General features: G+C 51.2%; 20 protein-coding genes. 7 read left to right on the top strand and 13 right to left on the bottom strand.

Translation table 11 applies throughout. The features are described from left to right. Positions 1-16: 16 nt before the first annotated feature. The 3 genes from FVF72_RS04145 to ala all read right to left on the bottom strand — a co-directional run bounded on the left by FVF72_RS04145 (position 17) and on the right by ala (position 1909). Positions 17-634, bottom strand: coding sequence for a LysE family transporter (locus tag FVF72_RS04145; protein WP_147671282.1), 618 nt, complete (start codon positions 632-634; stop codon positions 17-19). A 9-nt stretch (positions 635-643) separates the two neighbouring features. Then, the gene (locus FVF72_RS04140; protein WP_147671281.1) at positions 644-844 is read right to left on the bottom strand and encodes a hypothetical protein; all 201 of its coding nucleotides are present in this window, start codon (positions 842-844) and stop codon (positions 644-646) included. 72 nt (positions 845-916) lie between these two features. After that, positions 917-1909 carry an alanine dehydrogenase gene (ala, locus tag FVF72_RS04135; protein ID WP_013294919.1) on the bottom strand — a complete coding sequence of 331 codons (993 nt, stop codon included), beginning with the start codon at positions 1907-1909 and terminating at the stop codon, positions 917-919. Between the two features lie 205 nt (positions 1910-2114). Here ala and gatA point away from each other — a divergent pair, with 205 nt between their 5' ends. Both gatA and FVF72_RS04125 read left to right on the top strand, forming a co-directional pair. Beyond that, positions 2115-3467: an Asp-tRNA(Asn)/Glu-tRNA(Gln) amidotransferase subunit GatA gene (gene gatA, locus FVF72_RS04130; protein WP_147671280.1), complete on the top strand. Its 1353-nt coding sequence runs from the start codon at positions 2115-2117 to the stop codon at positions 3465-3467. A gap of 11 nt (positions 3468-3478) precedes the next feature. Further along, positions 3479-4948 (top strand): AAA family ATPase, encoded by a 1470-nt coding sequence (locus FVF72_RS04125; RefSeq protein WP_147671279.1) that lies wholly within the window; start codon positions 3479-3481, stop codon positions 4946-4948. A 176-nt stretch (positions 4949-5124) separates the two neighbouring features. Here the strand turns inward: FVF72_RS04125 and FVF72_RS04120 are convergent, their stop codons facing one another. The 4 genes from FVF72_RS04120 to sepS are packed head-to-tail and all read right to left on the bottom strand — an operon-like array spanning position 5125 to position 8554. After that, complete coding sequence (locus FVF72_RS04120; protein ID WP_013294922.1) at positions 5125-5853, bottom strand: ATPase domain-containing protein; 729 nt, start codon at positions 5851-5853, stop codon at positions 5125-5127. 11 nt (positions 5854-5864) lie between these two features. After that, positions 5865-6539, bottom strand: a complete 675-nt coding sequence (gene ribB, locus FVF72_RS04115) for a 3,4-dihydroxy-2-butanone-4-phosphate synthase (RefSeq protein ID WP_013294923.1) — start codon at positions 6537-6539, stop codon at positions 5865-5867. Positions 6540-6567: 28 nt separating this feature from the next. Next, entirely contained in the window at positions 6568-6954 is a 387-nt protein-coding gene (locus tag FVF72_RS04110) for a DUF120 domain-containing protein (RefSeq protein ID WP_147671277.1), read from the bottom strand. Between the two features lie 4 nt (positions 6955-6958). Beyond that, on the bottom strand, positions 6959-8554 hold the full coding sequence (sepS, locus tag FVF72_RS04105) for an O-phosphoserine--tRNA ligase (protein ID WP_147671276.1): 1596 nt from the start codon (positions 8552-8554) through the stop codon (positions 6959-6961). 223 nt (positions 8555-8777) lie between these two features. Between sepS and tfrA the strand changes: the two genes are divergently transcribed. After that, on the top strand, positions 8778-10421 hold the full coding sequence (gene tfrA, locus FVF72_RS04100; protein WP_147671275.1) for a fumarate reductase (CoM/CoB) subunit TfrA: 1644 nt from the start codon (positions 8778-8780) through the stop codon (positions 10419-10421). Between the two features lie 9 nt (positions 10422-10430). On the opposite strand, the gene FVF72_RS04095 is transcribed toward tfrA, so the two are convergent. Further along, on the bottom strand, positions 10431-11102 hold the full coding sequence (locus tag FVF72_RS04095) for an HAD family hydrolase (protein ID WP_147671274.1): 672 nt from the start codon (positions 11100-11102) through the stop codon (positions 10431-10433). 9 nt (positions 11103-11111) lie between these two features. Next, positions 11112-12401: an amidohydrolase family protein gene (locus FVF72_RS04090; protein ID WP_013294929.1), complete on the bottom strand. Its 1290-nt coding sequence runs from the start codon at positions 12399-12401 to the stop codon at positions 11112-11114. A gap of 160 nt (positions 12402-12561) precedes the next feature. Here FVF72_RS04090 and hisG point away from each other — a divergent pair, with 160 nt between their 5' ends. Both hisG and FVF72_RS04080 read left to right on the top strand, forming a co-directional pair. Further along, positions 12562-13425, top strand: coding sequence for an ATP phosphoribosyltransferase (gene hisG / locus FVF72_RS04085; RefSeq protein WP_147671273.1), 864 nt, complete (start codon positions 12562-12564; stop codon positions 13423-13425). 10 nt (positions 13426-13435) lie between these two features. After that, positions 13436-14209, top strand: coding sequence for a fumarylacetoacetate hydrolase family protein (locus FVF72_RS04080; RefSeq protein WP_147671272.1), 774 nt, complete (start codon positions 13436-13438; stop codon positions 14207-14209). Between the two features lie 112 nt (positions 14210-14321). On the opposite strand, the gene leuS is transcribed toward FVF72_RS04080, so the two are convergent. The 3 genes from leuS to FVF72_RS04065 are packed head-to-tail and all read right to left on the bottom strand — an operon-like array spanning position 14322 to position 18254. Beyond that, positions 14322-17171 carry a leucine--tRNA ligase gene (gene leuS, locus FVF72_RS04075; protein ID WP_147671271.1) on the bottom strand — a complete coding sequence of 950 codons (2850 nt, stop codon included), beginning with the start codon at positions 17169-17171 and terminating at the stop codon, positions 14322-14324. Continuing rightward, entirely contained in the window at positions 17152-17469 is a 318-nt protein-coding gene (gene cutA / locus FVF72_RS04070) for a divalent-cation tolerance protein CutA (RefSeq protein ID WP_147671270.1), read from the bottom strand. Before cutA ends, leuS begins: the two co-directional genes overlap by 20 nt. Beyond that, positions 17469-18254: an NAD+ synthase gene (locus tag FVF72_RS04065; RefSeq protein ID WP_147671269.1), complete on the bottom strand. Its 786-nt coding sequence runs from the start codon at positions 18252-18254 to the stop codon at positions 17469-17471. The genes cutA and FVF72_RS04065 overlap by 1 nt, the downstream gene beginning before the upstream one ends. Before the next feature lie 129 nt (positions 18255-18383). Here FVF72_RS04065 and FVF72_RS04060 point away from each other — a divergent pair, with 129 nt between their 5' ends. Together FVF72_RS04060 and FVF72_RS04055 are read left to right on the top strand one after the other, a co-directional pair. Further along, on the top strand, positions 18384-19358 hold the full coding sequence (locus tag FVF72_RS04060) for a TRC40/GET3/ArsA family transport-energizing ATPase (RefSeq protein WP_147671992.1): 975 nt from the start codon (positions 18384-18386) through the stop codon (positions 19356-19358). Positions 19359-19616: 258 nt separating this feature from the next. Further along, on the top strand, positions 19617-20642 hold the full coding sequence (locus tag FVF72_RS04055; protein ID WP_147671268.1) for a H(2)-dependent methylenetetrahydromethanopterin dehydrogenase-related protein: 1026 nt from the start codon (positions 19617-19619) through the stop codon (positions 20640-20642). Between the two features lie 123 nt (positions 20643-20765). Here the strand turns inward: FVF72_RS04055 and FVF72_RS04050 are convergent, their stop codons facing one another. After that, positions 20766-24881 carry an SBBP repeat-containing protein gene (locus FVF72_RS04050; RefSeq protein ID WP_147671991.1) on the bottom strand — a complete coding sequence of 1372 codons (4116 nt, stop codon included), beginning with the start codon at positions 24879-24881 and terminating at the stop codon, positions 20766-20768. Positions 24882-25074: the final 193 nt, after the last annotated feature.

The following is a 25074-nucleotide window of genomic DNA, read 5'->3' as shown; positions in this document are numbered from 1 at the left end:
TTGAGGCATGATTGTATTATATCCCAGTTAAAGCATTTACAAAAAAGTAGGCTCCCACCATAATCAGAAACCCGTTACATACTGCCATAACTGCCCTGTAGACCTTCCCGGACGTATCAAATGCCCCTCTGGATGATAGAAAGGATACCAGGCTGTACCAGGCAAGGTCGGATGACCAGTGACCCACAAGGAAACCTGCAAGTCCAGCAGCACCTGCAAGTTCAACTCCACTGTACATGAGGGCGGCCCCAACAGCACCCCACCATATAAAGAAGTAGGGGTTGGAAAAACTTATCACTGCACCCCTGAGTACTGATCCTCCTGCTGGAATATCCCCTGAGGATTCGCCCCCAGACCTCAGACCCCTGATGCCGGTCCAGATGAGGACTGAGCCACCTGCAATCCCAATGAATGAGGATGCGGACTCTGATGAGAGGAGGTAGCCCATACCCATGAATATCAGAACAACCAGGATGGTCTCACTCAGGATGTGGCCGGTGACAAGGAGGGGCCCTGCCCTGAAACCCCCCTGAATGGAGTCCGAGACCGTGACAGTGAGAAGGGGGCCAGGGGCCATTGCCCCTGAGAGGCCTATTATGAAGGATGTTACGGTAAATAGGATGACACTGAGCATTCTTTCAGCCTAATTGTACCTGTTAAGTATCTTCATGATCTCAGTGAGGTGACGATCAATCTCCTCTATCTCATCCTTCCTGAGGGCCCGGGTCCTCCCGAGTATCCTTATCCTCTCAAACACATGGTCCATCCTTACGAGGAGTTCATGCATTGATGTCCTGGTGGGGTACATGATATCACAGCTCCGGTAACTAACTGTGTTCACCATCCTATATAGCATCTTTTCCTGGGGGCAGTGAAGGACCAAACCCCGCGGATCAGAGTTTTGCAGTATCTTTTCTCACCCCTGCAGGTCAACCTCCAGGCCCTTGCCTGACTCAGCAGCCCTCTCATAGACCATCCAGGCTGTTGTAACGTCCTGCAGGGAGAGTCCGGTTGAATCAAATACTGTTATATCCTTACCTGATCTTCTACCCTCAATTTTACCTGTTATTACATCCCCTATTGTCCCCTGGAGGTCCTCTTCTGTGATAAGGCCCTCACTGAGGGGTACGTTTATCTCTCCGCTGTGGGATGCCTGTTCCCAGCTGTCATAGAAGACCCTCCCCTTTTTGAGTATGAGGGGGTCCAGTTCCTGCTTTCCAGGGGCATCTGCCCCCATGGCACATATGTGGGTCCCGGGTGTTATCCAGTCAGCCTTCACCAGGGGCTTCCTTGAGGGGGTGGCAGTTACAACTATGTCCCTCCCCTCCACAGCCTCCCTGATATCCAGGGCAGGTTTGACCCTGAACCCATAGACCTCAGAGGCCTTCCTTGCGAATTTTTCTCGCTGGGAAGGTGTCCTGCAGTAAACGCAGGCCTCCTCAAGGTCTGCGACCCTGCTGATGGCCATCAGCTGTGTCCAGGCCTGTCTCCCGGCACCCACCATCCCCAGTGTTGAGGCCTCCCGATCTGCAAGGTACTTCACGGAGACCCCGCCGGCTGCCCCGGTCCTCATATCGGTTATATATGTTCCATCCATGAGTGCAAGGGGGAACCCGGTCCTTGGGTCGACAAGCTCTATGACAGCCATGACCGTTGGGAGGGAATGTTCACGGGGATTTGAGGGGTGGACATTCACGCACTTAACACCCGCCATTTCAAGTTCCTCAAGGTAGGAGGGCATCACCCTGAGGTCCCCATCGTGTTTCCTGAAGAATAGGTACATCTTGGGGGGCATCTGGACACGGCCAAGGGCATCCTGGACAAAGGCGTTCTCAACAGCCTTCAGACAGTCATCCATGGTCAGAAGACCCTCAACATCACTTTTTTTGAGTATAATGGTTTTCTCCATCACTTCACCCTTTCCATCCATTCCATATCCTAGATCTTGGTCATCTTCACATTTATTAATGTTGAAAATGAAATTAAACCCAGATAATAGGGTGACCGGGCACCTGCAGATACCTCAGGATAACCATCATGGAAAGCCAGGGGCCCTCAAATGCAGCTCTTCAGGATAATAGGTTTACTCAATGATAGGATACGGGTGTTTGGAAATGGAAATCATGGATAAGGTTGAAATGATTAAGGATCATGGCATGACCGCATCAGAGAACCTTGAAAGGTTCATCAGGACAATAAGGGCAAAAAATGATGACGTAAACGCATTTATAGAGGTCAGGGAGGAGGCCTTCCAGAGGGCTGAGGAGATAGACTCAAGGATAGCCTCGGGGGAGAGGACAGGTAAACTCGCAGGTCTGGTTATAGGTGTTAAGAGCAACATCAACGTGGAGGGATTCACGGTATCCGCAGCATCCAGGACCCTTGAGAACTACACTGGAAGCTACGATGCAACCGTCATAAGGCGCATAAAGGAAGAGGATGGGATAATAATCGGCATGACCAATATGGACGAATTCGCAGCTGGAAGTTCAACAGAGACCTCATTCTTCGGCCCCACAGACAACCCCTCTGCACCTGGAAGGATACCCGGTGGTTCCAGTGGGGGAAGCGCCGCTGCCGTTGCAGCCGGGATGTGCGACATTGCACTGGGATCAGATACAGGGGGATCCATAAGGAACCCGGCCTCTCACTGTGGTGTCATGGGGTTCAAGCCGACCTATGGGCTGGTTTCAAGGCAGGGGCTCCTTGACCTTGCCATGAGCTTCGACCAGATAGGGCCCCTTGCAGCTGACGTATCCGGCCTTCAGCTGACCCTTGAGGTGATATCAGGCCAGGACCCCACCGACCCAACAACCATTGCAGAGGACCAGGAACTCGGCGTGGATCGGGAACTCAAGGATATTCGCTTCGGTGTCGTGAAGGAGTTCCTTGAGGTCACCGATGACTCAATAGATGCTGCCATCCAGAGGAAACTTGACCTGATAGGGGATGAGGGGGCTGAGATAGTGGAACTTGATTTTGGCTACATCGACCTCTGCCTCCCAACCTATTACCTCATAAACTATGTTGAGTTCTTCTCAGCCACAAGGAAGTACGATGGCAGGAAGTATGGCCACAGGATAGAGGACGTATGCGGCCCTGAGGTGCTCAGGAGGATACACATGGGCTCCTACATCAGCCAGAAGGAACTATCTGGTAAATACTACAGGAGGGCCCTCCAGGCAAGGTCACTCATAAGGAGGGAGATAGAGGGGCTCCTGAAGGACGTGGACATCATACTGGGCCCCACAGTCCCTAAACTCCCCCACAGGCTTGGAGAGGAACTTGAACCAATGGAGATGTATGCATACGATGTCCTCACGGTCATAGCCAACCTTGCAGGTATACCCGCTGCAAGCATGCCTGCAGGTGACGTGGATGGGGTTCCTGTGGGCCTGCAGCTCCAGGCAAAGCCAGGGGACGATGGAATGATACTCTCTGCAATGAGGGGTATAGCCTCCCTTTAGAGTGAGTTTACATGAGGATTGGACTCGCATACCTGAGGGGCTCTGTACCGGCCTTTGAGGATTTTGGATTTCTACCCACCGACCTGGTTAAGGAGAATGGCCTAGTGAATGGTGAGAGGGCCCACAGGGTCCTGGATGGCATCATAATACCCGGTGGGAGCATAGTTGAGTCAGGGAGTCTATCAGCGGACCTTGGATCAGAGATAAGGAGGATGGCTGCTGAGGGAAAATTTGTCCTTGGCATCTGCTCAGGGTTCCAGGCACTGGCAGAGAGGACGGATATAGGGAGAAAATCGCCCTGCCCCATATACAGGGAGGGTCTGGGGCTCCTGAATGTATCATTCCACCCCATGATAAGCAACGACCGTGTGGAGGCCCTTGTCACAGGGGAGTCATTCCTCACCGCAGGTTTAACCGGTGAGAGGGTAACCGGTTTTCACTGCCACACCTACGGTGAGATAAGGGGGGACGCTCCTGAGATAATGCGCTCCATAATAAGGAGGGCCGATTACAGGGACAGGAGGCTTGAGGTAACCTCGGGTGTCTGCAGTGACGATGGAAACGTCGCAGGTACCATGGTCCACGGGGCACTGGATGAGAACCCCGCCCTTGTGGAGAACATACTGGAGTTTCTGGGCGCCGGTGAGGATTCAAGGGAGAGGATAATGGAGAAGAACCGGGAACTCAGAAAAACCCTGAGGTCAGAGATAGGTGTGGAAACAGGTATAAACGTTGAGGAAAGAGGAAGCGAGACCAGGAATACCCCGCCGGCAATCATGATAGCATCCACGGGCTCGGATGCAGGGAAGACCTTCATAGTCACCGGCCTTGCAGGCGCCCTCAGGAGGCGGGGTCTCAGGGTGGGGGTCATGAAGGTGGGCCCTGATGTCAGGGACATAGTACCGGCCCTCTACCTCATAAAGGAGCCAATGGAGGAGCACTCCTCCATAAGAATAGGGCACCTGGGCTGGATGGACCTTGAGGATGCCCTGGAATCGGTGAGGGGAAGGTATGATATAATACTGATCGAGGGTGTTATGAGCATATTAACAGGACTCCTCAATGAAACCGTACCCTACTCAGGGGCCGAAATCGCACTTGCAGCTGGGATACCTGTTATAATGGTGGCCGGCTGCAGCAGGGGAGGGGTGGAGTCAGCGGCCGTTGACCTGGACGCCCATATAAGTGTCCTTGAGAGGCTTGGGGTTGAGGTCCCCCACGCCATCCTCAACAGGGTCTATGACATGGATATATTTGAGAGGGCCTCAGGGGGGAGGTACCTGGCTCTGCCCCGGGTTAAGATGAGCATGAGGGGCGGCACCCCTGAGGTTGAGATAAAACTTGAGGACTTCTGCATGAGGGCCATGGAGGCCGTTGAGGAGAACCTTGACGTGGATCTTCTCATATCTGAAGCAGCAGAACCAGAATTCAGGGGATACACTGACCTTGAGGAGATAATGAGAAGATTCAGGAAAAATTAGGTTATTTTTTCAGGTGATAAAAAATAGTGGTGGTGGGGTTAAATTTCAAGATCCTCCTCAAAAAATTAGGTTATTTTTTCAGGTGATAAAAAATAGTGGTGGTGGGGTTAAATTTCAAGATCCTCCTCAAAAAATTAGGTTATTTTTTCAGGTGATAAAAAATAGTGGTGGTGGGGTTAAATTTCAAGATCCTCCTCAGGGATCTCCTCCCCCTCTGTTATGGTTATACCCTCCTCTCCGCCTATCTCATAGGTGAGGAACTGGAGGGGTGTCTTGGTGCTTCTCATCTTAACTATGTCCATTATACGCTCCCTTCGACCTGTGTAGGGGTTCTCCCTCCTGCCGAGCTTTATGGCACCATAGACCGAGAAGAGGGCAAGTTCATTGAATTCCTTGGAGGTTGCGCTGTCAAGTATGATAACAGATGTTATACCCCTCTGCTTGAGCTCATATACCAGGAGGTCAAACTGGTTCCTGAACTCATATGCTGTTAACTTGGCTGTGTAGCCCCCCAGACTGTCTATCACAACTACCTCAGCCTCAGGGGGGATGTCATGTATTATCTTGGTGAAGTTACCCTTCATGGGGTCCATGTCCATGCTGAGCTCGGCCTCTGTTATCCTGGCCCTTATGCCGGTCAGTTCAATGAAGTTGAGGAGTCCCCTCTCCTCAAGTTCCTGGGTGTTCCAGCCAAAGGAGTTTGCCTGGATGTGGAGGTCGTTGGCGTCCTCCTCGGCTGTGATATAGACCGTGTTGTATCCCTCCATGCAGCTGCTTATTGCAAAACGCAATCCAAAGATTGTCTTCCCGCATCCTGGTTCCCCGGTTATGAGGACGGATCTGCCCATGGGGAAGCCGCCTATTGTGTCATCAAGTCCACTGATTCCTATCTTCAGCCTATCCATAAGAAACACCTCTAAGATCTGAATTCCATGTATGAGTCAATGAGGTCTGCTCCGCTCATGAATATGAGGTCGTGTTCCTCCGCATATTTCATGGCATCATCCGTTGAAAGCGCATTACCGGTCCTGTCATCCATCATCTCACAGCAGACCGCAACTCCCTCAAGTCCAGCCATCTCCATGAGTGCTATGCTCATCTCGGTGTGGCCCCTCCTCCTGGTCACATGGCCATCAGCGGCCCTCAGGAGGGTGACATGGCCCGGTGACCTGAAAAGATCCCCGAACTCATGGTGTTTTTTGTTTTTACAGAGCTCTGCAAGCTCCCTTATGGTCAGGGCCCTGTCATTGTCAGTTATTCCTGTAAATGTCCTCCGGTGGTTCACTGTTATGGAAAAAGCCGACTTTTCATCGTAGGGTATATCGTGGGGTGAGAGCCTGCTGAGTACCGGGTAGCGGCCTGAGGCCTCATTCATTATATCGGTCATGTAGGGTATCCCGAGACTTTCTGAGTTCTCCCAGGATACAGGTACACAGATGAGGCCACCTGCATCGTTCCTCATGACCCTGATATGGTCAGGGGTTGTTTTTTCAGCAGCAACAATCATATCTGTTTCCCGTTCACGGTTGTCCGCGTCGAATACAAGAACCATTTCTCCCTTTCTGAGTGCTTTAAGGGCTTCCTGAATCATATGATCACGACTCTGTTGTATCACTCAATTAATCTGATGATTCATCATCCATTATCTTTAGGCTAACAGTATCTCCATCTCTTAATTTAAGGGTTTTTCTGAGGTTTACAGGGGCAACAAATTCAAGGCACACATCCCTGTGATGGGTTTTAACAGGGAACAGAAGGGCGCCATCAACCTCATCGTTCAGGACTGCCCTCACATAGAGCACATCCCCGAAACCACCCCCACCATGTATTTTATCAGCCTTAAGCCGCAGTTCTCTGACGATTTCAGGGTTACCGGTTTCTATGTTGAGGGTGCCGGGGAATGGCTCGAAACCCAGTTTCTCCCTGAACTGTTCAAGGTAGACGTCCCTTGTCATGAAGTATGCGCCCTCACCGAAACCTGAACTGACCCTTCCGGTTATGATCATCCTCTCACTCCACTCTGCCCCTTACAGTTGAGAAGAGGGGACCCCTCAGGTCTATCTCACGGTTCCTGCCTGTTATGTACCTCATGGCCACATCATCCAGGATGAGGTTCAGGTCAGAGAGGGACCTTGCTATCGTGCTCCTCACCTCAACCTCATCGGCGCCACTCACAGCCATCTCCTCCACCCTGTAGGCTGCCTCGGCTGCAAGGGCATCCATGTAGGTTATCCCTGTGTTGAGGCCATCCCGCCGGGCGCTGGCTATGAGTTCGTTGTCCAGTTCCGTTCCGGGTGGAACACCCAGTATGTTGCCATCGTGGATGTAGATGGTGTTCCAGACCGCAGGTCCGAGGAGCCGTGTGTTGTCCTCATCCTCAACTGCCTCCACCCTGATCCTCCTGCCAAGGAATTCCCCACTGTAAACCTCAAAGCTGCAGGGTGACTCTGCGTCTGCATGGGCCCTCCAGGTTTCAATTATCCTCTCCATGAGCATCCTGCCATCTGAGGTTACCGGGTGGAGGTTTATCCTGAGCATGCCGGCGATGTCCCTGTCGGTGAGCCTCCAGGGTCCATGGATCTGGGGGTAGACCATCTCCCGGACGTCATCCACCTGGTTGAGTATCATGGCCACACGCTCAACACCCACCCCAAGGTTCATGACCTCCTCGTCTATACCGTACATTGAGAGTGCTATGGGGGAGTATAACCCGAAGGTTGCAATCTCAACCCAGTCCCTGAGGCCCGGGTGGTAGGCGTAGACCTCTGTCTGGGTCCCGGGAATGTAGTACTTGGATTTCTTCTCATCAGGCAGGAACTTGAACCTTGAGAAGCCGAAGTGCTCAAGTAGGCCCTCGGCCACTGCCTTCCCAACGTCGAGGGGAACCTCGTCATCCACAACGACGCATGAGGCTGAGTGATAGGTCATGAGGTGACTTGAATCCTCCCTCTGCTCCCTCCTGAAGCAGCGGTCAATTGAGAATAGTTTCAGGGGGAGGGGGTACCTGTCATGTATGTTCTGCAGGGATATGAACCACCCGGAGGTCATATGGGACCTCAGGGTTGTCCTACCTGCAACTGGTTTGAGGTCCCTTATCTCAGGGAACACCCTCTCGATGATCCTGAGGGCGTCATGGCTTTCAACCTCAAGGGCCCCGGATACCTCAAGGACGAGGTCGTCCCCTGAGATGTCACCCTTCTTGTAGGACCTGAAGACCTCCTTGAGGCCCTGGATCCTGTCCTCTGTCACCTCAACTCCCATTTCCTCTATCATCCGGATCTTATCAAGGCCAAGGCCTATGTCTGGCCTTGGAAGCCCCCCCAGGTAGAAGCACCTGTCGAGGACCGCCGGGGCCTCGGGGCCAAACTGCCTGTATATGTGCTCCTCGTCTATGAATACCGGGTTCACCATCTCACTGAAACCCAGCCTGAGGTAGGCCTCCCTTATCATCCAGATGGTGTCATAGAGGACGTGGGATTTTCCCACACCAAACCTCAGGCGTGGATACTGCAGGTCATGGTGGGGCTTTTTAAGGAGCTTCCCGCTCTCAAGCCATGCCCTCTCAAAGTCCCTCCTTGATAGTTTAACAATATCTTTCTTCTTCAAATGGAACCCCCGTGATCTTTATGTATATGTAATCGGGATCATCAGTGTGATGAGCCGGGTTATCACCCCTCAGGAGATTCTTCTGTTAAATTAGCCAGTTGAAGGCGCCTTCAGTTTTCCCATCACACCTTCAACAGGAAGGGTGATCTTTCACTTCCCATATTCATCACCTTAACATATTGACTGCCAAACCTTATAATAATGAATGTTGAAAATAATCTCCATGGAAAGCGAGCTTTACGAATGTGATGTTCTCATAATAGGCTCAGGCGGAGCCGGCTGCAGGGCAGCAATTGAGGTTTCTGAACACAAACTGACACCAATCATAGTTTCAAAGGGTTTATCATTTAAATCAGGATGCACAGGAATGGCTGAGGGCGGATACAACGCCGCATTCGCATGTGTTGATCCAGAGGACAGTCCCGATGTCCACTTTGAGGATACAATGAGGGGCGGCGGATTCATCAACGACCCCAGACTTGTCCGTATACTTGTGGACGAGGCCCCTGACAGGCTGAGGGACCTTGAAGAATATGGCGCACTCTTTGACCGCCAGGAGTCAGGCCTCCTGGATCAGAGGCCCTTCGGAGGCCAGACCTACAGGAGGACCTGCTACCATGGGGACAGGACAGGCCATGAGATGATCACGGCCCTCAAGGAGGAGGTTATAAGGAGGGACATAGAGACCATCGATGAGGTGATGATAACCTCACTACTTGTTGAGGATGGCAGCGTTCTTGGCGCCATGGGCGTATCCATCAGGAATTCAGAGCCTGTGGCCTTCAGGGCCTCCTCCACCATACTGGCATCAGGAGGGGCAGGCCACATATACCCTGTGACCTCCAACACCATGCAAAAGGGTGGTGATGGCTTTGCAATAGCCTGGAAGGCGGGGGCTGACCTCATAGACATGGAACAGGTCCAGTTCCACCCCACAGGCATGGTCTACCCTGAGTCACGGAGGGGGGTCCTTGTGACGGAGGCCGTGAGGGGTGAGGGCGGCATACTCCTCAACAGTGAGGGCGAACGGTTCATGAGCCGCTATGACCCCCGCGGGGAACTTGCAACAAGGGACGTTGTTGCAAGGGCCATCTACACCGAGATAATGGAGGGCCGGGGGACAGAGAACGGCGGCGTCTACCTCGATGTGAGCCACCTCCCTGATGAGGTTATAGAGGAGAAACTTGAGACCATGCTACTCCAGTTCCTGGATGTGGGTGTGGATATAAGGTCCGAGCCAATGGAGGTTGCACCCACAGCACACCACTTCATGGGGGGTGTAAGGATAGATGAGTGGGGCAGGACCAATCTCAAGAACCTCTTCGCAGCAGGTGAGGTTTCAGGAGGCGTACATGGTGCCAACAGGCTCGGAGGAAATGCCCTGGCCGATACCCAGGTATTCGGAAGGAGGGCGGGCATATCGGCTGCAAAAAACGCCATGAGTTCATCCAGGAGACAGGTCAGGTCACTCATTGAGGAGGAGGAGCAGCGGATAAAGGGCCTGGTCCGCGATGGATCCATAAGGCCGGCTGAGATAAGGGATGAACTCCACGAGGCGATGTGGAGTGATGTTGCAATTGTGAGGAGCCGGAGGTCACTTGAATCTGCAATGTCCAGGATTTCCACGCTGATGGATAAACTGGGGGACCTTGATGTCCCTGAAACAGGAGGATTTAACAGCAACCTCCTGGAGGCCCTTGAACTTGAGAACATGCTCATAACAGCCTCACTGGTGACCCGCTCAGCCCTTATAAGGGAGGAGAGCAGGGGATCCCACTACCGGGAGGATTTCCCGGAAACACGCCCGGAATGGAAAAGGAGCATATTACTAAACAGGAAAGGGGAGCCTCAGTTCATAGAGAGATGAGCAGGTAACTTAAAACTGCTCACAAGTAATTATATCCATTATCTCAGGGCTGCGGTAATCCCTGAAGACATGGTCAGCCCCGGCCCGTCTGAGCTCTGCCTCCCCGTACCTTCCGGCTGCTATTCCAATCTTAAGGGCACCCACATGGGCCCCGGCCATCATATCGTAGGGTGTGTCACCAAAGAGGACGATTCTTCCTGAGGCCCCCATCTCAAGTCCCCTTTTAACCGCGATTTCTGTGAGCTCCTCCCTTATGCTGCTGTCACTCCCAAAGCCCCCGAATGAGAAGTAACCTGCAATTCCAGCCCTCTCAAGCTTCATGAAGGCTATATCCTCCAGGTTACCTGTGACAACTCCCATGCAGGCACTGCTGGATCTTAGAGCCTCAAGGAACCCCATAACACCATCTATGAGCCTTATATCATCGTACCGGATGTTTTTTCCCACATAAACTACGAGTTCATGGAGGAAGTCGTCCATCCCATCATCTATATCCCCTGATTCCAGGCCCAGGAGGCTGAGGACCTCCCTGGCTATTGCTGGGTCTGTTTTTCCATGGTAGTCTATGAGGTCAACGGTGGCCTCAACACCGTAGACCTCCCTGAAAGCATAGCTGAATGCCTCTTCATGGACCTCTGAGCGGTGTATGAGGGTTTTGTCGATGTCGAATAGTGCGATCATCTTCCCAACCTACTGTTTTGAGGTAAGCTCCTCTGCAGCACCCTCTGCAAGTTCCATGACGTATTCCTCGTCCAGCACCTTCAATTCACCCTCCAGTAGCAGAATCCTCCCGTCACATATCACCGTATCAACATCCGCGCCACTGGCAGAGTAGACGAGGTGTGAGGCCGGCTTCCTCCAGGGTGTGAGGTGGGGTCTGCGGGTGTTTAAGACCACAATATCCGCCAACCCGCCCTCCTCTATGAGGCCAGAATTGACTCCCAGGGCCTTGGCACCATTCACTGTCGCCATCCGGAATACATCCATTGCCGGGAGTGCCGTCGGGTCATGGAGGCTGACCTTCTGGAGCAGCGAGGCGGTCTTCATCTCCTCAAACATATCCAGGTTATTGTTTGAGGCGGCCCCGTCTGTCCCGATGGAGACGTTGACGCCCCGCCCCATGAGTTCAGGTACAGGTGAGATGCCTGATGCCAGTTTCATATTGCTTGAGGGGTTGTGTGAGACCTTCACCCCTCTCTCTGAGAGGATCTCCATTTCATTTTCTTTCAGCCAGACGCAGTGGGCTGCCACGGTCCCCGGCCCAAGGACACCTGTCGAATCCAGGTACTCAACAGGGGACATTCCGTGGGCCTCTGAGACCTCCCTGACCTCATTTTCTGTTTCAGATACGTGGATATGGATACCAACACCGTGTTCAGCTGCCAGTCGAGCGGTTTCTCGGAGGAGTTCCTCTGAGCAGGTGTAGGGGCTGTGGGGCCCAAGGGCAACCTTTATGCGTCCATCTGCCATTCCGTGGCATTCACGGATTATCCTGAGGCTCTCCCTGATTTCAGCCCGCATTTTATCATCATCCCCAAGGTCTATCATCCCGTGACTTAGAACGCATCTCAGTCCAGCCTCATCCACTGCACGGGCCACGTCATCCATGTAGAAGTACATGTCATTGAAGGCTGTTGTACCTGACCTTATCATCTCCACACATCCAAGGAGTGCCCCTGCATGGCAGTACTCCCCGTTGAGGTGGGCCTCGGCTGGCCATATGTGGTCATTCAGCCACCTGTCAAGGGGGAGGTCATCTGCCATACCCCTGAACAGTGTCATTGAGAGGTGGGTGTGTGTATTCACAAGACCCGGGATTAGGAGTTTTCCGTGGCCATCAATGACGGTGTCAGCGTCACCGGGACTCAGGGCGTCTGAAACCTCCTCTATGGTGTTACCCTCAATCAGAACCGATCCCCTGCGGGGGCCTGCTGCGTCGAGGACCTGGGCGCCATGTATCAGTATGCTCTCATTCTCCATAGGATCACCTTATAACTTATAAGTTTTAACTTATAATCTGGGATGAATCTAAAGCTATTATATAGGTTCCTTAAAAAGAGATATAAGTGATGTGATTCTGCAGATGAGATACTGATGTGTACGGCATTCACAGTAAATATTTGAGTCATCGAGGGATTGAATGAAGATAAGAATAGCGGTTCCCTCAAAGGGAAGGATAAGCGAACCTGCAATAAGGCTACTTGAAAATGCAGGTGTGGGGCTGAAGGATACAATTAACAGGAAGCTATTTTCAAAGACGCAGCACCCCCAGATCGATGTCATGTTCAGCAGGGCAGCCGATATACCCGAATTCGTTGCAGATGGGGCGGCTGACCTTGGTATCACAGGGTACGACCTCATAGTGGAGAGGGGGAGTGAGGTTGAAATCCTCGAGGACCTCAACTATGGGAGGGCCAGCCTGGTCCTGGCAGCCCCTGAGGACTCCCCCATCGAGAAACCAGAGGACATACCCGACGGTGCGGTCATAGCAACAGAGTTTCCCAGGATAACAGAGGACTACGTCAGGAAAAGGAACATAGGGGCCGAGATAGTTGAACTCACAGGTTCCACAGAGATAGCACCCTTCATAGGGGTGGCGGACCTCATAACCGACCTCAGCAGCACCGGCACCACACTCCGGATGAACCACCTCAAGGTCATTGACACACTCCTTGAGAGTTCAGTGAAACTCATAGCAAACCCTGAAAGTTACAGAAGCAAGGGGCAGCTGATAGAGGAGCTCAGAACAGGTATAAGGGGAGTTATAGATGCAGAGGGCCGCAGGCTCGTAATGCTGAACATAGACCGGAAAAACCTGGATCGTGTGAGGGCACTCATGCCAGGGATGACGGGACCCACGGTCTCTGAGGTGCTCTCGGATAACGGTGTTGTGGCTGTCCACGCGGTTGTGGATGAGAAGGAGGTCTTCAACCTGGTGAACAGGCTCAAGTCCGTGGGGGCAAGGGACATACTGGTTGTGCCAATTGAGAGGATAATCCCCTGAGGTGTTATCAATGAAGTTCCTCCGGTTTTCAGATGGCGGAAGGGTTCTCTGCGGCTTTACAGATGGAGAGAAGGTATTTCAGGTTGAAAGTGATCGCTACCTCCTTGAAGACCCTGAGGTCATCTCGGAATATCATATGGGGGAAGTGAGGATCCTCCCACCGGTTTCACCCTCAAAGGTTATATGTGTGGGTCTCAACTACAGGGACCACGCAGCTGAACTTGGAATGGACATACCTGATGAACCCGTTATATTCCTCAAGCCACCAACAGCGGTCATAGGCCATGGAGATGCAATAGTCTACCCTGCAATGTCCTCGGAGGTTGACCATGAGGTTGAACTTGCAGCGGTTATATCAGAAAGGGCGAGGTGCGTTGATTCAGATGAGGCGGATGAATTCATAGCAGGTTACACGGTCCTCAATGATGTAACTGCAAGGGACCTACAGAGGCGTGACGGCCAGTGGACCCGTGCAAAAAGCTTTGACACCTTCTGCCCCATAGGGCCATTCATAGAAACTGATATCAGACCCAGCAACCTTGATATATCCCTTGAACTCAATGGGGTACTCAGGCAGTCATCCAGCACATCCAACATGATATTCACCGTCCAGGAACTGGTTGAGTTCATATCAGAGATCATGACACTGGAGCCCGGCGATATCATTGCAACCGGCACACCACCCGGCGTTGGAGAGATGAAACCAGGAGACACCGTAAGGGCCACCGTTGAGGGCGTGGGGACACTTGAAAACAGGGTTGAATCTTCAGATAACATCCAGTGAAAGCCAGCATCTGATAAAATAAGCGTTATAATCCCCAAGCCAGTATATTAATTTTTTCAATAAAAGGGTCAGGTATTGAATAAACAAAAAAATTAAAATGTCCCCTTTAACCTCATGTCTCAAGATATATTGCGGGTTTAAGGGGAACAGCATTTTTGGCCTTGTTTTCAGGGTCGTAGTCCGCATCACGGTGGATCACCACATCGGCCCCCACCTCTGATTTTATGTAGTCACTGGCATCAACCAGTACACTGTACTCGTCCACCTCAACAACCTCAGATTTACCCGCATCCCGGAGGATCCTCCTCACGAATTCTGAGACCTCCTTCATGTTGCTGTGGACTCCGGAGGCTGAAACCCTCCCCATTATGGCACCCATATCCGGCTTTCCAACCTCAGATGCTATTCTCAGGACATCCCACTTCCAGGGTGGCGATATGTAGAGGTGCACCCTCTCAGGCCGGGCGTCCAGTATCTTCATGATCTCCTGAATATCCCTGACGGTGTTCTGGACCATCTCCTCTGCAACCTGGACCTCCCTGCTTATGGCGTCCTCCCTGAACCTGGGCCAGGGAGCCTCCGATACGAAACCCTCACCACCGTATCTCTCCCACATCTCCTCGGCTGTGTAGGGAGTGAATGGTGCCATGAGCCTTATCCAGGCGCTCAGAACATGTGCAAGCACCATTTTAACCTCCATGTCGGCACGGCCATCAACACGGGCCATGTAGTGGTCCACATCCTTTTTGAGGAGATATAGTGCCTCCTGCACTGCCTTACGGGTCTGGAATGACTCAAGGGCATCTGTGGCCTCGCGTATCCTGTGGTTAAGCTGGCAGATCATCCACTTACCAGCGAAACTTTCAGGCTCAAATTCAGGAAGCTCAGACAGGGCCAGTTTGCCATCCCAGATCTCAGAGACCCTTTCACCGAATTCCCTGAACCACTCGATGCGCCTCCTGGTTCCTATAACCTCCTTCTCCCTCCAGTCAAAGTCCTGCCAGGGCTCTGCAGATGACATGAGGAACAGGCGCACAACATCTGCTCCGTGCCTCTCTATTGCATCCCGCAGCAGTATCACGTTACCCTTGGATGAGGACATCTTGTTACCCTCAAGGAGGCCCATTCCAAATACAACAACACCACGGGGCCAGCGGGATTCAGGGAATATGGCGGAGTGATGGAATATATGGAATGTGAGGTGGTTGCCTATGAGGTCCTTGGCAGACAGCCTCCAGTCAAGGGGGTACCAGTAGCTGAATTCCTCCCTGAGTTCATCCCCCGCTATGGATTCACCAAGGAAGACACTGTCAAAGAACTCATCATCCAGTTTCTCAGGGTCCATCTCCCTCAGTTTATGGGCGATGGTGTAGTAGGCCATGTAGATGGTTGAATCGGTGAGGGGCTCTATTATCCACCTCTCATCCCAGGGGAGCCTTGTACCGAGACCAATCCTCCTGGAGCATGCCCAGTCATTCAGCCAGTCAATGTAGTACTGGAAGTTGGCCCTCACCTCCTCGGGTATTATCTTCATGCTGGAAAGACACCTGTGGGCCAGTTCCTTCCACTCCTCATCGGAGTACTTCATGAACCACTGGTCCTCCATGAGCCTCACAACGCACCTTCCACCGCAGCGGCATATCACAGGGCGCTCTGCAAACTCGTACATCTCATCGGCCAGGCCCTCAGACTTCAGTTCATCTGCTATGACCTCACGGGCCTCTGAAACCTTCATCCCACCGTAAACAGGGATGTGGCTGCTCATAACACCCTTGGCATGTTCAATCTTGTAGAGTTCCCCTGTGGCGTCCTCCAGGCGTTCATCCTCCTGACTCTCAACCCCGAATTTCTGGATCACCTCTGCTGCAGGGAACACTCCGTAACCCTCAACGGTGATCACATTGATGGGTTCGAGGCCCTCAATCACATCACCGAGACCATACCTCTCAAGCAGTTCAGAGTTCTTCCTGAGGTCCTCAAGGGCTATGAAGTCTGCAGGGGCATGGGCAGGTACAGAGAATACAACTCCAGTGGCGTATTCAGGGTCAACGAATGAGGCTGGAAGTACGGGGTGCTTTTCTCCGGTCACAGGGTTTTCAACTTCCCTTCCAATGAGTTCCTCAGGGTCCACGTCACCCTCAACCTCAAGGTCCAGCTTCTGATGGGAGAGGTTATCAAGGGATGCACGGCTTACTATCCACTCTTCACCGCCTGTCCGCACCCTCACATACTCCTCCTCCGGGTTCAACCAGAGGTTGGTTGCACCGTAGATTGTTTCGGGCCTGAAGGTGGCCGCAACAAGGTATGAATCATCCATTCTGAACTTGAGGAGCGTGAGCTGGTTTATGGCCACACCCTCCCCCTCAAGGAGGTCGTGGTCACCCACCGGGTTTTCACAGTCAGGGCAGTACTTCACTGGATGGGCGCCCTTCCTCACAAGGCCCATGTCACGGAGCTTCCCTATCTGCCACTGTATGAACCTGCTGTAGGTGGGGTCCGTGGTCTTGAATTCACGCCTCCAGTCTATGGAGTAACCCATATCCTCCATCACAGAACGGTACTCCCTGCTGAAGTATTCAACTATGTATTCGGGGGCACTGAAGCGTTCAAGTTCCTCCTCGGGTACCTTGTGGACCTCCCTGTAGATCTTGAGGGTCCAGGGGTCCTGTCTCTGTATCCTCCTGGCTATCCCTATTACCGGGGCCCCTGTGACGTGCCAGGCCATGGGAAAGAGGACGTTGTATCCCTGCATCCTCTTGAAACGTGCATAGACATCCGGGACCGTGTAGGTCCTTCCGTGTCCTATGTGCATGGCACCGCTGGGGTAGGGATAGGCAACTGTCAGGAAGATCTTCTCTCTGTCATCGGGGTCAGCATGAAATATTCCTGCATCTCTCCACTTATCGCGCCATTTACTCTCAATATCCACTGAATCACCGCCATCATGGCTTTTTGACTTCATTATTTAACCATTCAAGGTAATCACGGGATCCCCCTGTTATGGGAATTGAAATTATGCATGGATTATCATAACTATGTAGTTCCCTAACTCTTTTAATTATTTGCTGGGTTAGTTCACTGGTTGTTTTAACAATAAGCACCGACTCCTCATCCTCCTCAAGGGAGCCCTCCCAGTGGTAGAATGATTTTATGGAGGGTATGATGTTCACACAGGCTGCGAGCCTCTCCTCAACAAGTCTGCGCCCGATCCTTGCCGATTCCTCCTGGCCGGAGGTCGTTATGTATATCAGCGTGAACATCAGATCACCCCGGGATCGGCTATTTCCGGGGGCCTGAGCTTGTGCCCTGCCGCATTTATCATCCCCTGTATCCTCTTAACCTCTTCAACAGGCACTCCAAGTTCAGATGCGACTTCAGGAACCCCCATTTTTTTATCAACCAGCAGAAAGAGGATCTCATCCAGGACGTCGTAACTTATCCCCAGTTCCTCCTCATCGGTCTGGCCGGGCCAGAGGCCGGCTGACGGGGCCTTGGATATTATCTCGGATGGAACACCAAGCTCCTCTGCAAGCATACGGACCTGTTTTTTGTATAGGCCCCCAATTGGAAGTATGTCGACTCCCCCATCACCGTATTTTGTGAAGTATCCCACAAGGAGCTCCGTACGGTTACCGGTACCTGCCACAAGCCGGTTCATGGAGTTGGCATGGTAGTAGAGGACCATCATCCTTGCCCTTGGTTTGAGGTTTGCCAGAGCGAGTCTGCTGGCCCGGTGACCGCATATACCACTGAATGACTCCAGGATGGGTTCAATGTCCACGGTCTCATATTCTATCCCGGTTTCCACTGCAACCATCTCTGCATGTTTGAGGTCGTCGGGGGGTGTTGTGGCAGACGGCATGATTATACCAAGAACCCTATCCGGGCCAAGGGCATCTGCTGCAAGGTAGGCGACCGTTGAAGAGTCCACACCCCCACTGAGACCCAGTACAACGCCCTCTGTCCTGCTATCATCCACCCTGGCCTTTATGAACTCCTCTATCCTCTCCCTCACGTGGGGACCAAGCCCTGGAACATGTCTCATGGAACCACCCTCTTCGAAGTAGCAATGGTTAAAAGTAAGTAGGGTATATTTTATATAACCATATAAATCAATGTAAGGTAACATGTGAAGGTGTTCATCAGCATCACGGATTCTTACAGGAGGAGTACAATGGCATTTAAGGATCTTTTCAAGTTCAATAAGGGCAAAACAACATTCGTGTTCATAGGCGGAAAGGGAGGGGTTGGTAAAACAACCATATCAGCTGCAACAGCACTCTGGATGGCCAGATCAGGTAAGAAGACACTGGTTATCTCAACAGACCCTGCACACTCACTTTCAGATTCCCTTGAGAGGGAGATAGGTCACACACCCACCCTGATAACAGACAACCTCTACGCGGTTGAAATAGACCCTGAGGTTGCAATGGAGGAGTATCAGGCAAAGCTGAGGGAACAGGCGTCAATGAACCCTGGAATGGGGCTTGACATGCTCCAGGACCAGATGGACATGGCGTCAATGTCACCTGGTATCGATGAGGCCGCAGCCTTCGACCAGTTCCTGCGGTACATGACAACCGATGAGTACGATATCGTGATATTTGACACTGCACCCACAGGCCACACACTCCGTCTGCTCTCATTCCCTGAACTCATGGACTCATGGGTTGGGAAGATGATCAAGATAAGGAGGCAGATCGGCAGCATGGCAAAGGCCTTCAAGAACATACTCCCATTCATGGGTGACGAGGAAGAGGAGGACAGGGCCCTCCAGGACATGGAGGCCACCAAGAAGCAGATAAACGCTGCAAAGGAGGTCATGTCAGACCCTGAGAGGACCTCCTTCAAGATGGTTGTGATCCCTGAGGAGATGTCCATATATGAGTCCGAGAGGGCAATGAAGGCCCTTGAGAAGTACAGCATACATGCAGATGGTGTCATAGTCAACCAGGTGCTGCCAGAGGACAGTGACTGTGAGTTCTGCAATGCAAGGAGGAAACTGCAGCAGGAGAGGCTGAAGCAGATACGTGAGAAGTTCAGCGACCAGGTGGTTGCAGAGGTTCCACTCCTCAAGGAGGAGGCCAAGGGTATCGACACCCTTGAGAAGATCGCCAGGCAGCTCTATGGTGAACCTGAGCCAGCCTGATTGGAATATAATATGTTTGGGGCTTATAATATTAAAAAATAATTAACCTCAAACACAATTATTTAGATAAAACCTGTCTGAAGGCTTTAAAAATCGATAAAATTTTTAATCTATGATTTATCAGATTTTCAGGTTATATTGGTGGATTAAATTCATTTTAAAGTGATGTTAGGTCTTATTTTTTTTAAAGAATCAAATGCCAAAATTTATAATATTCCTTCAAATTACTTAACAATATATTAACGTTAGGTGAGCACTATGAAAGTTGCAGTTTATGGCGCGGGTAATCAGAAACTTTATGTGGACCAGCTGAACTTGCCTGAAAAATACGGGGGTGAGGCACCCTACGGTGGAAGCAGGATGGCAATTGAATTTGCAGAGGCAGGTCATGATGTTGTGCTAGCAGAGCCAGCAAGGGAAATGCTGGATGATGCACACTGGAAGGTGGTTGAGGATGCAGGTGTAACCGTAACAGACAGTGATGCTGAGGCAGCCAGCGAGGCAGAGGTGGCAGTTCTCTTCACACCATTCGGTAAAAAGACCTTCGATATAGCAAAGGACATAACCAAGCACCTTCCAGAGGGTGCTGTGATAGCCAACACCTGTACTGTATCTCCGGTGGTCCTCTACTACGTCCTTGAAAGGGAACTCCGAAGGGACCGTCAGGACCTGGGTATAGCATCAATGCACCCTGCAGCTGTCCCTGGAACACCACAGCACGGTCACTACGTCATAGGTGGACACTCAAGCAGTGAACTGGACATAGCAACCGATGAACAGATTTCAAGGTGTGTTGAACTTGCAGAAAGCTGTGGTAAGACACCCTACGTTGTACCTGCAGACGTATCAAGCGCAGTTGCTGATATGGGATCCCTTGTAACTGCCGTAACACTTTCAGGTGTCCTTGACTACTACTACGTGGGTACCCAGATAATCAAGGCACCTGTGGAGATGGTTGAGAAGCAGATCCTCATGACACTCCAGACAATAGCATCCCTTGTTGAAACATCAGGTGTTAATGGAATGCTCAAGGCCATGAACCCTGAACTCCTTGTGAGGAGTGCAAAGTCAATGCACCTCCTTGAGGAGCAGGAGGAACTGGATGCTGCAATCAACACACTCTCTGACCTTGATGATGAGGTTACCCAGTGGATAAATAAGGGTGAGATCAGGCACACGGATCTCGTTGCAGCCCAGGCCCTTGCAAAGGAACTCAAGAACCTCATGGGTGGAAAGGCAGCAGAGGGTACCATAAGAAGGTGCATGAGGAAGATGTTCGAATAAAACCTTTATTTTTAACTATTTTAAGAGAAATTAAGAAGTGATTGCTTTTTAGATGGACTAAAATCAGTTTTAACGGTTATTCACATTATTTAAGAAGCAATTCAAATAAAAAATAAATAAAAATCAGGTTACGGTTATTCTCATATCAACCGCCCTGAATGTCCTGCTTATATACACGTAACTGTAACCCCTGATTGTCTTTGTGTGGCTGAGGGTTGCTGACAGTGTATCCGCCCTGAAGGTCTCAGATAACCTTATGGTCCTTGTGTACCTGCTTGGGTTGTAGATCTTCCTTGTTGTAACGATTCTTGCATCGTACGGGTAGTATCCGATGGTTGCAGTGTAGGAGCCTCCGGGTTTCAGTGTAAATCTGTAGGTCTTGTATGCCAGTTTCGAACCGTCTGATGAGTAAACTGTGACATAGTAGGTCACCGTTGCAGTGTAACTTCCGGTGTTTTTGAATGTGAATCTGTAGGTCCTTTTTGGGGGGTTCACGTAAACCGTTGCGGTTTTCAGGTTGTTGATGCTGAATGTGTACGTACCTGGGGATGAAATGTACCTCTGGAATCTCAGGACTGCACCCTCATGGGGCCCCACTCTCACCGTGTAGGTACCGATGAGATTGCCGTTGAGGTAGACTGGAACTGTGAAGTCACCCTCAACATCACCGGTGTTCTGGAGTTCTGCTTCAACCTCTACGGTGGCTGATCCCACGGCACTGGATGGTGTCACAGTGATGGACCCTATTTCAAGTGTGGCCGGTTTCAGTGCATTGACATTTGCAGCAGGTAGCGTGTCAACGGTAACGGTGTGGTTGCCCCGCTGTGTTATGGTGTATCTGAATGTTACGGTGGTCTCTCCACCGGCAGCCACGTTCACGGTCCTTGATGCAACAGGTACCCCGTCTATGTAGAGCCTTGCGGTGTAGTTACCTGGAACGTCACCCACATTGGAGATCCTTGCAGATGCCTCAATGGTCAGGGGAAGAACCCCCTCGTGTGGTGAAACCAGCAGGTTGTCCACTACGAATGTGGCAGGCCTCAGGACCCTCACGGTCACCGGTGCAAGGTCATTAACCGTGACATCATGGATTCCCGGATCACTGAGCTCCACCCTGAAGAGTACCGTGGAGGAGCCGGGTCCGGTAAGCTGCACGGTCTTATTCTGAACATTCACTCCGTCTATGTAGAGCCTTGCGGTGTAGTTGCCGCTTCCAGTCTCAGCTGTGCTGATTCTTACTGTAACGTTGAATATGAGTGGTGAAACACCTGAACCTGGAGTTACGTTGAGGTTTGAGACTAATGGTTCATTGAGCACCCTCACGGTTACAGGTGCAAGTGCCCCTATGCCGGCAAGGTAGGTTCCTGGAGTATTAAGGGTGTGGTTGAACCTGACCTGAGATGTTCCGCCTGCGGGAACTGTCACCGTTCTTGTATCAACAGCTGCACCATTTATGTAGAGGGTTGCGGTGTACTCCCCATCAACCTCCCCTGTATTTCTGAGTTTAGCTGATGCTGCAAGGTCAAGGGGGCTGAAGCCTGATGTTGGGGTGACGGTTAAATCTGAGGCGGTTATATTTGCCGGTTTAAGGACCATGACATTCCCTGTGAATCCATTGATTCCAACACTGTAGTTTCCGGGTAACAGTGTTGTTTTCATTGATATTTCCTTTGTTTCACCGGGGTTTAGGCTGACCGTGTTCTCCTGCACGGTTTGGTTGTTGACATGTAACCTTGCTGTGAACCCTATGACCATATCATAGGGGTTTGTCACGTTGAGGAGCGCTGTGACGTTCAGTGCACCCACTCCTGTTACGGGAGTAACACTGAAGCCTCCAAATACAGGGTCAGGGTCAAGCACCCTGATTTTAACCTCTTCACCGGAGTTAACACGGAGATTGTACTCCCCGGGGACAATGATCTGGTTCTTAATTGAAACCTTAACACTTGACCTTCCCGGAACGGTAACCGTCCGGCTGTCCCATGCAACACCGTCAAGGTAGACAGTAACGGTGAAATCACCTGGAAGGTCTCCCTGGTTCCTGACTGTGGCGTTCACAGTGACATTGAGGGGTGACTTACCCTCCAGTGGCGTTACGGTTACATTGGTGAGGGTGAAGCTGGCTGCACTGAGGGCCCTGACTGTGCCTGAAGTGGCGTTGTTGAGTGCTATGGTGTAAATTCCACTTTCGGGGAGTGTTATCATGGCAGAGAACGGTACCGTGCTTCCTGCGGGAATATCGAATGTCTGTTCATGGACATCCACTCCATTGACATAGATTATGGCTGTGTAACTCCTTGTCTTTGAGTCTATGTTGGTGATATTCGCGGTGACCATGACATTCAGTGGTGCAAGACCACTTTCAGGTGTCAGCCTGAAACCGTCCACAAGGAACTTTTCACCCTCCATCACATTGACGGTGAGGGGTTCAAGGTCATTGATGGTTATTTCATGCACACCGGCGGCAAGGGTGCTGTTGAAGGATATCTTGACCCTTGATTTTGCATCAACAGTCACATTCTTGCTATCAATGAGGATTCCATCGACGTAGAGGCCAGCGGTGTATGTGTCAGGCAGATCGCCGTAGTTCACAATATCAGCAGTCACGTTAACCCTGAGGGGTTCTGTGCCGGCACGCGGTAGTACTGTGAGGTTTTCAGGGATTATGAGCGGGCCGCTGAATGCCCTCACAGTGAATGGCTGGAAGTTGTTCACGGTAACAGAATATGTTCTGCTGCTCCTGAGAAGGTATTCGAAGCTAAAGTCCCTTGTTGCTTTGGAGGCCACCTCTATCCACTGCCATAAGACCTCGTATCCGTTAACGTAGAGCCCGAGGCGGTACCATCCGCTGGCATCCCCAAAGTTGGTGATTTTACCGTTAACTGTAATTGATAGGGGTGCTGTTCCATTCACCGGTGTTACACTGAGGTTACTTATGAAGAAGGGTGTGAACCTTGTTAGGAAACCATCTGATAGTCCTGTGAGTTTCATTTTGATGGCATCTGATGTCACAGGGAAATTGTTTGACCAGGTCTTCCCGGCAACATAGACGTTCTGGTAGGGGTCAACAGCAACAGCATAGCCATGGTCTGCTTCGATCCCACCGAGATAGGAACTGTAGAGGACGCTTCGTGGGATGCTGAATTTTGTGATGAAGGCATCCACACCGTTCAGTGACCTGTCAAATGCTCCCTCTGTGAGGGGGAAGTCAGATGAGGATGTTGTACCTGTCAGGTAGAGGTTACCATACTTGTCTGCTGTGATTCCATATATTGCGTCATCACCGCTTCCACCGAAGTAGGTTGAGTATGTTACGTCCTCTCCATCGAATGCCACGATGAATCCATCAGAAAGGCCCTTCTTTGTCCTCTGGTATGCAGTCACCAGCGTTACGGGGAAGTCCGTGGAGTTGGTTTTACCTGCAATGTAGATGAGGCCACCATAGGAGGTAATGGCGTGGCACATGTCCTGTCCTGAGCCTCCAAGATAGGTTGAGTAGTCAAAGCTCATCTGTGGGGTGAATCTTGATATGAAGATATCATTCGTACCCCTCTTATACTGTGAAACCGCATCGAAGGTTACCGGAAAATCATCAGAGTAGGTGTACCCTGCAATGTAGATGTTCCCGTTGTTGTCAAGGGCAAGTCCCTGACAGTAGTCGTCCCAGGATCCTCCAAGGTAGCTAAGGTAAGTAACGGTGAGGTTCCGGTCAAGTTTGGCGATGAATGCATCATAACCACCCTTATTGATTTTCTGGTAGGCGTCATCTGTCACCTGAAGGTCCTCTGAGATTGTGTATCCGCTCACATAGAGGGTCCCCGACCCGTCCATTGCAAGACCCTTTGCAACGTCATACTTGGATCCACCGATATATTTAATTCCGTCGATTTTGCCAAGGGGGTCTATCCGTGCCACGAATGCATCCTTACCCTCGACACCATCTCTACTTATTTCGCCTGCAACATAGGCGTATCCATCTGCATCTGCGATTATCCTGTGTCCCCAGTCGTCTCCAGCTCCGCCGAAGGTCGTGTAGTATATGATCTTTCTTGATGTGTTGAATCTGGCCACGAAGACGTTCTTGGATCCATTGACGTGCGTTGAACCGGTTACATAGATATAGCCTGATTCATCAACGTAAACGTCACGGGCCTCATCAACCACATCACCACCGAGATAGGTTGAGTAGTCCACGGTGTAATTTGATTCAGCAAAGGCTGAGCCCTGAAGGACGAGCATGAGAAGGAGCCCGCAGATCAGAGCAGAAAACTTTTTATATGGATCAATGATTATCACCTCCCGAAAACATTACAGTTTATATTCTACTTACAATGAATATAGTTTACTATTTAATTTTAAAACTGAAAAAAGAGATCTCTAATGAAATATATTTATTTAGAACTGTTAGAATCTATTAAACATTGAAATATAA

This window comes from Methanothermobacter sp. KEPCO-1 (assembly GCF_008033705.1).
In the GTDB taxonomy this organism is placed as follows: Archaea; Methanobacteriota; Methanobacteria; order Methanobacteriales; family Methanothermobacteraceae; genus Methanothermobacter; species Methanothermobacter marburgensis.
The sequence above is the reverse complement of the archived record's forward strand: the minus strand, read 5'-3'. Positions and strand labels throughout refer to the sequence as shown.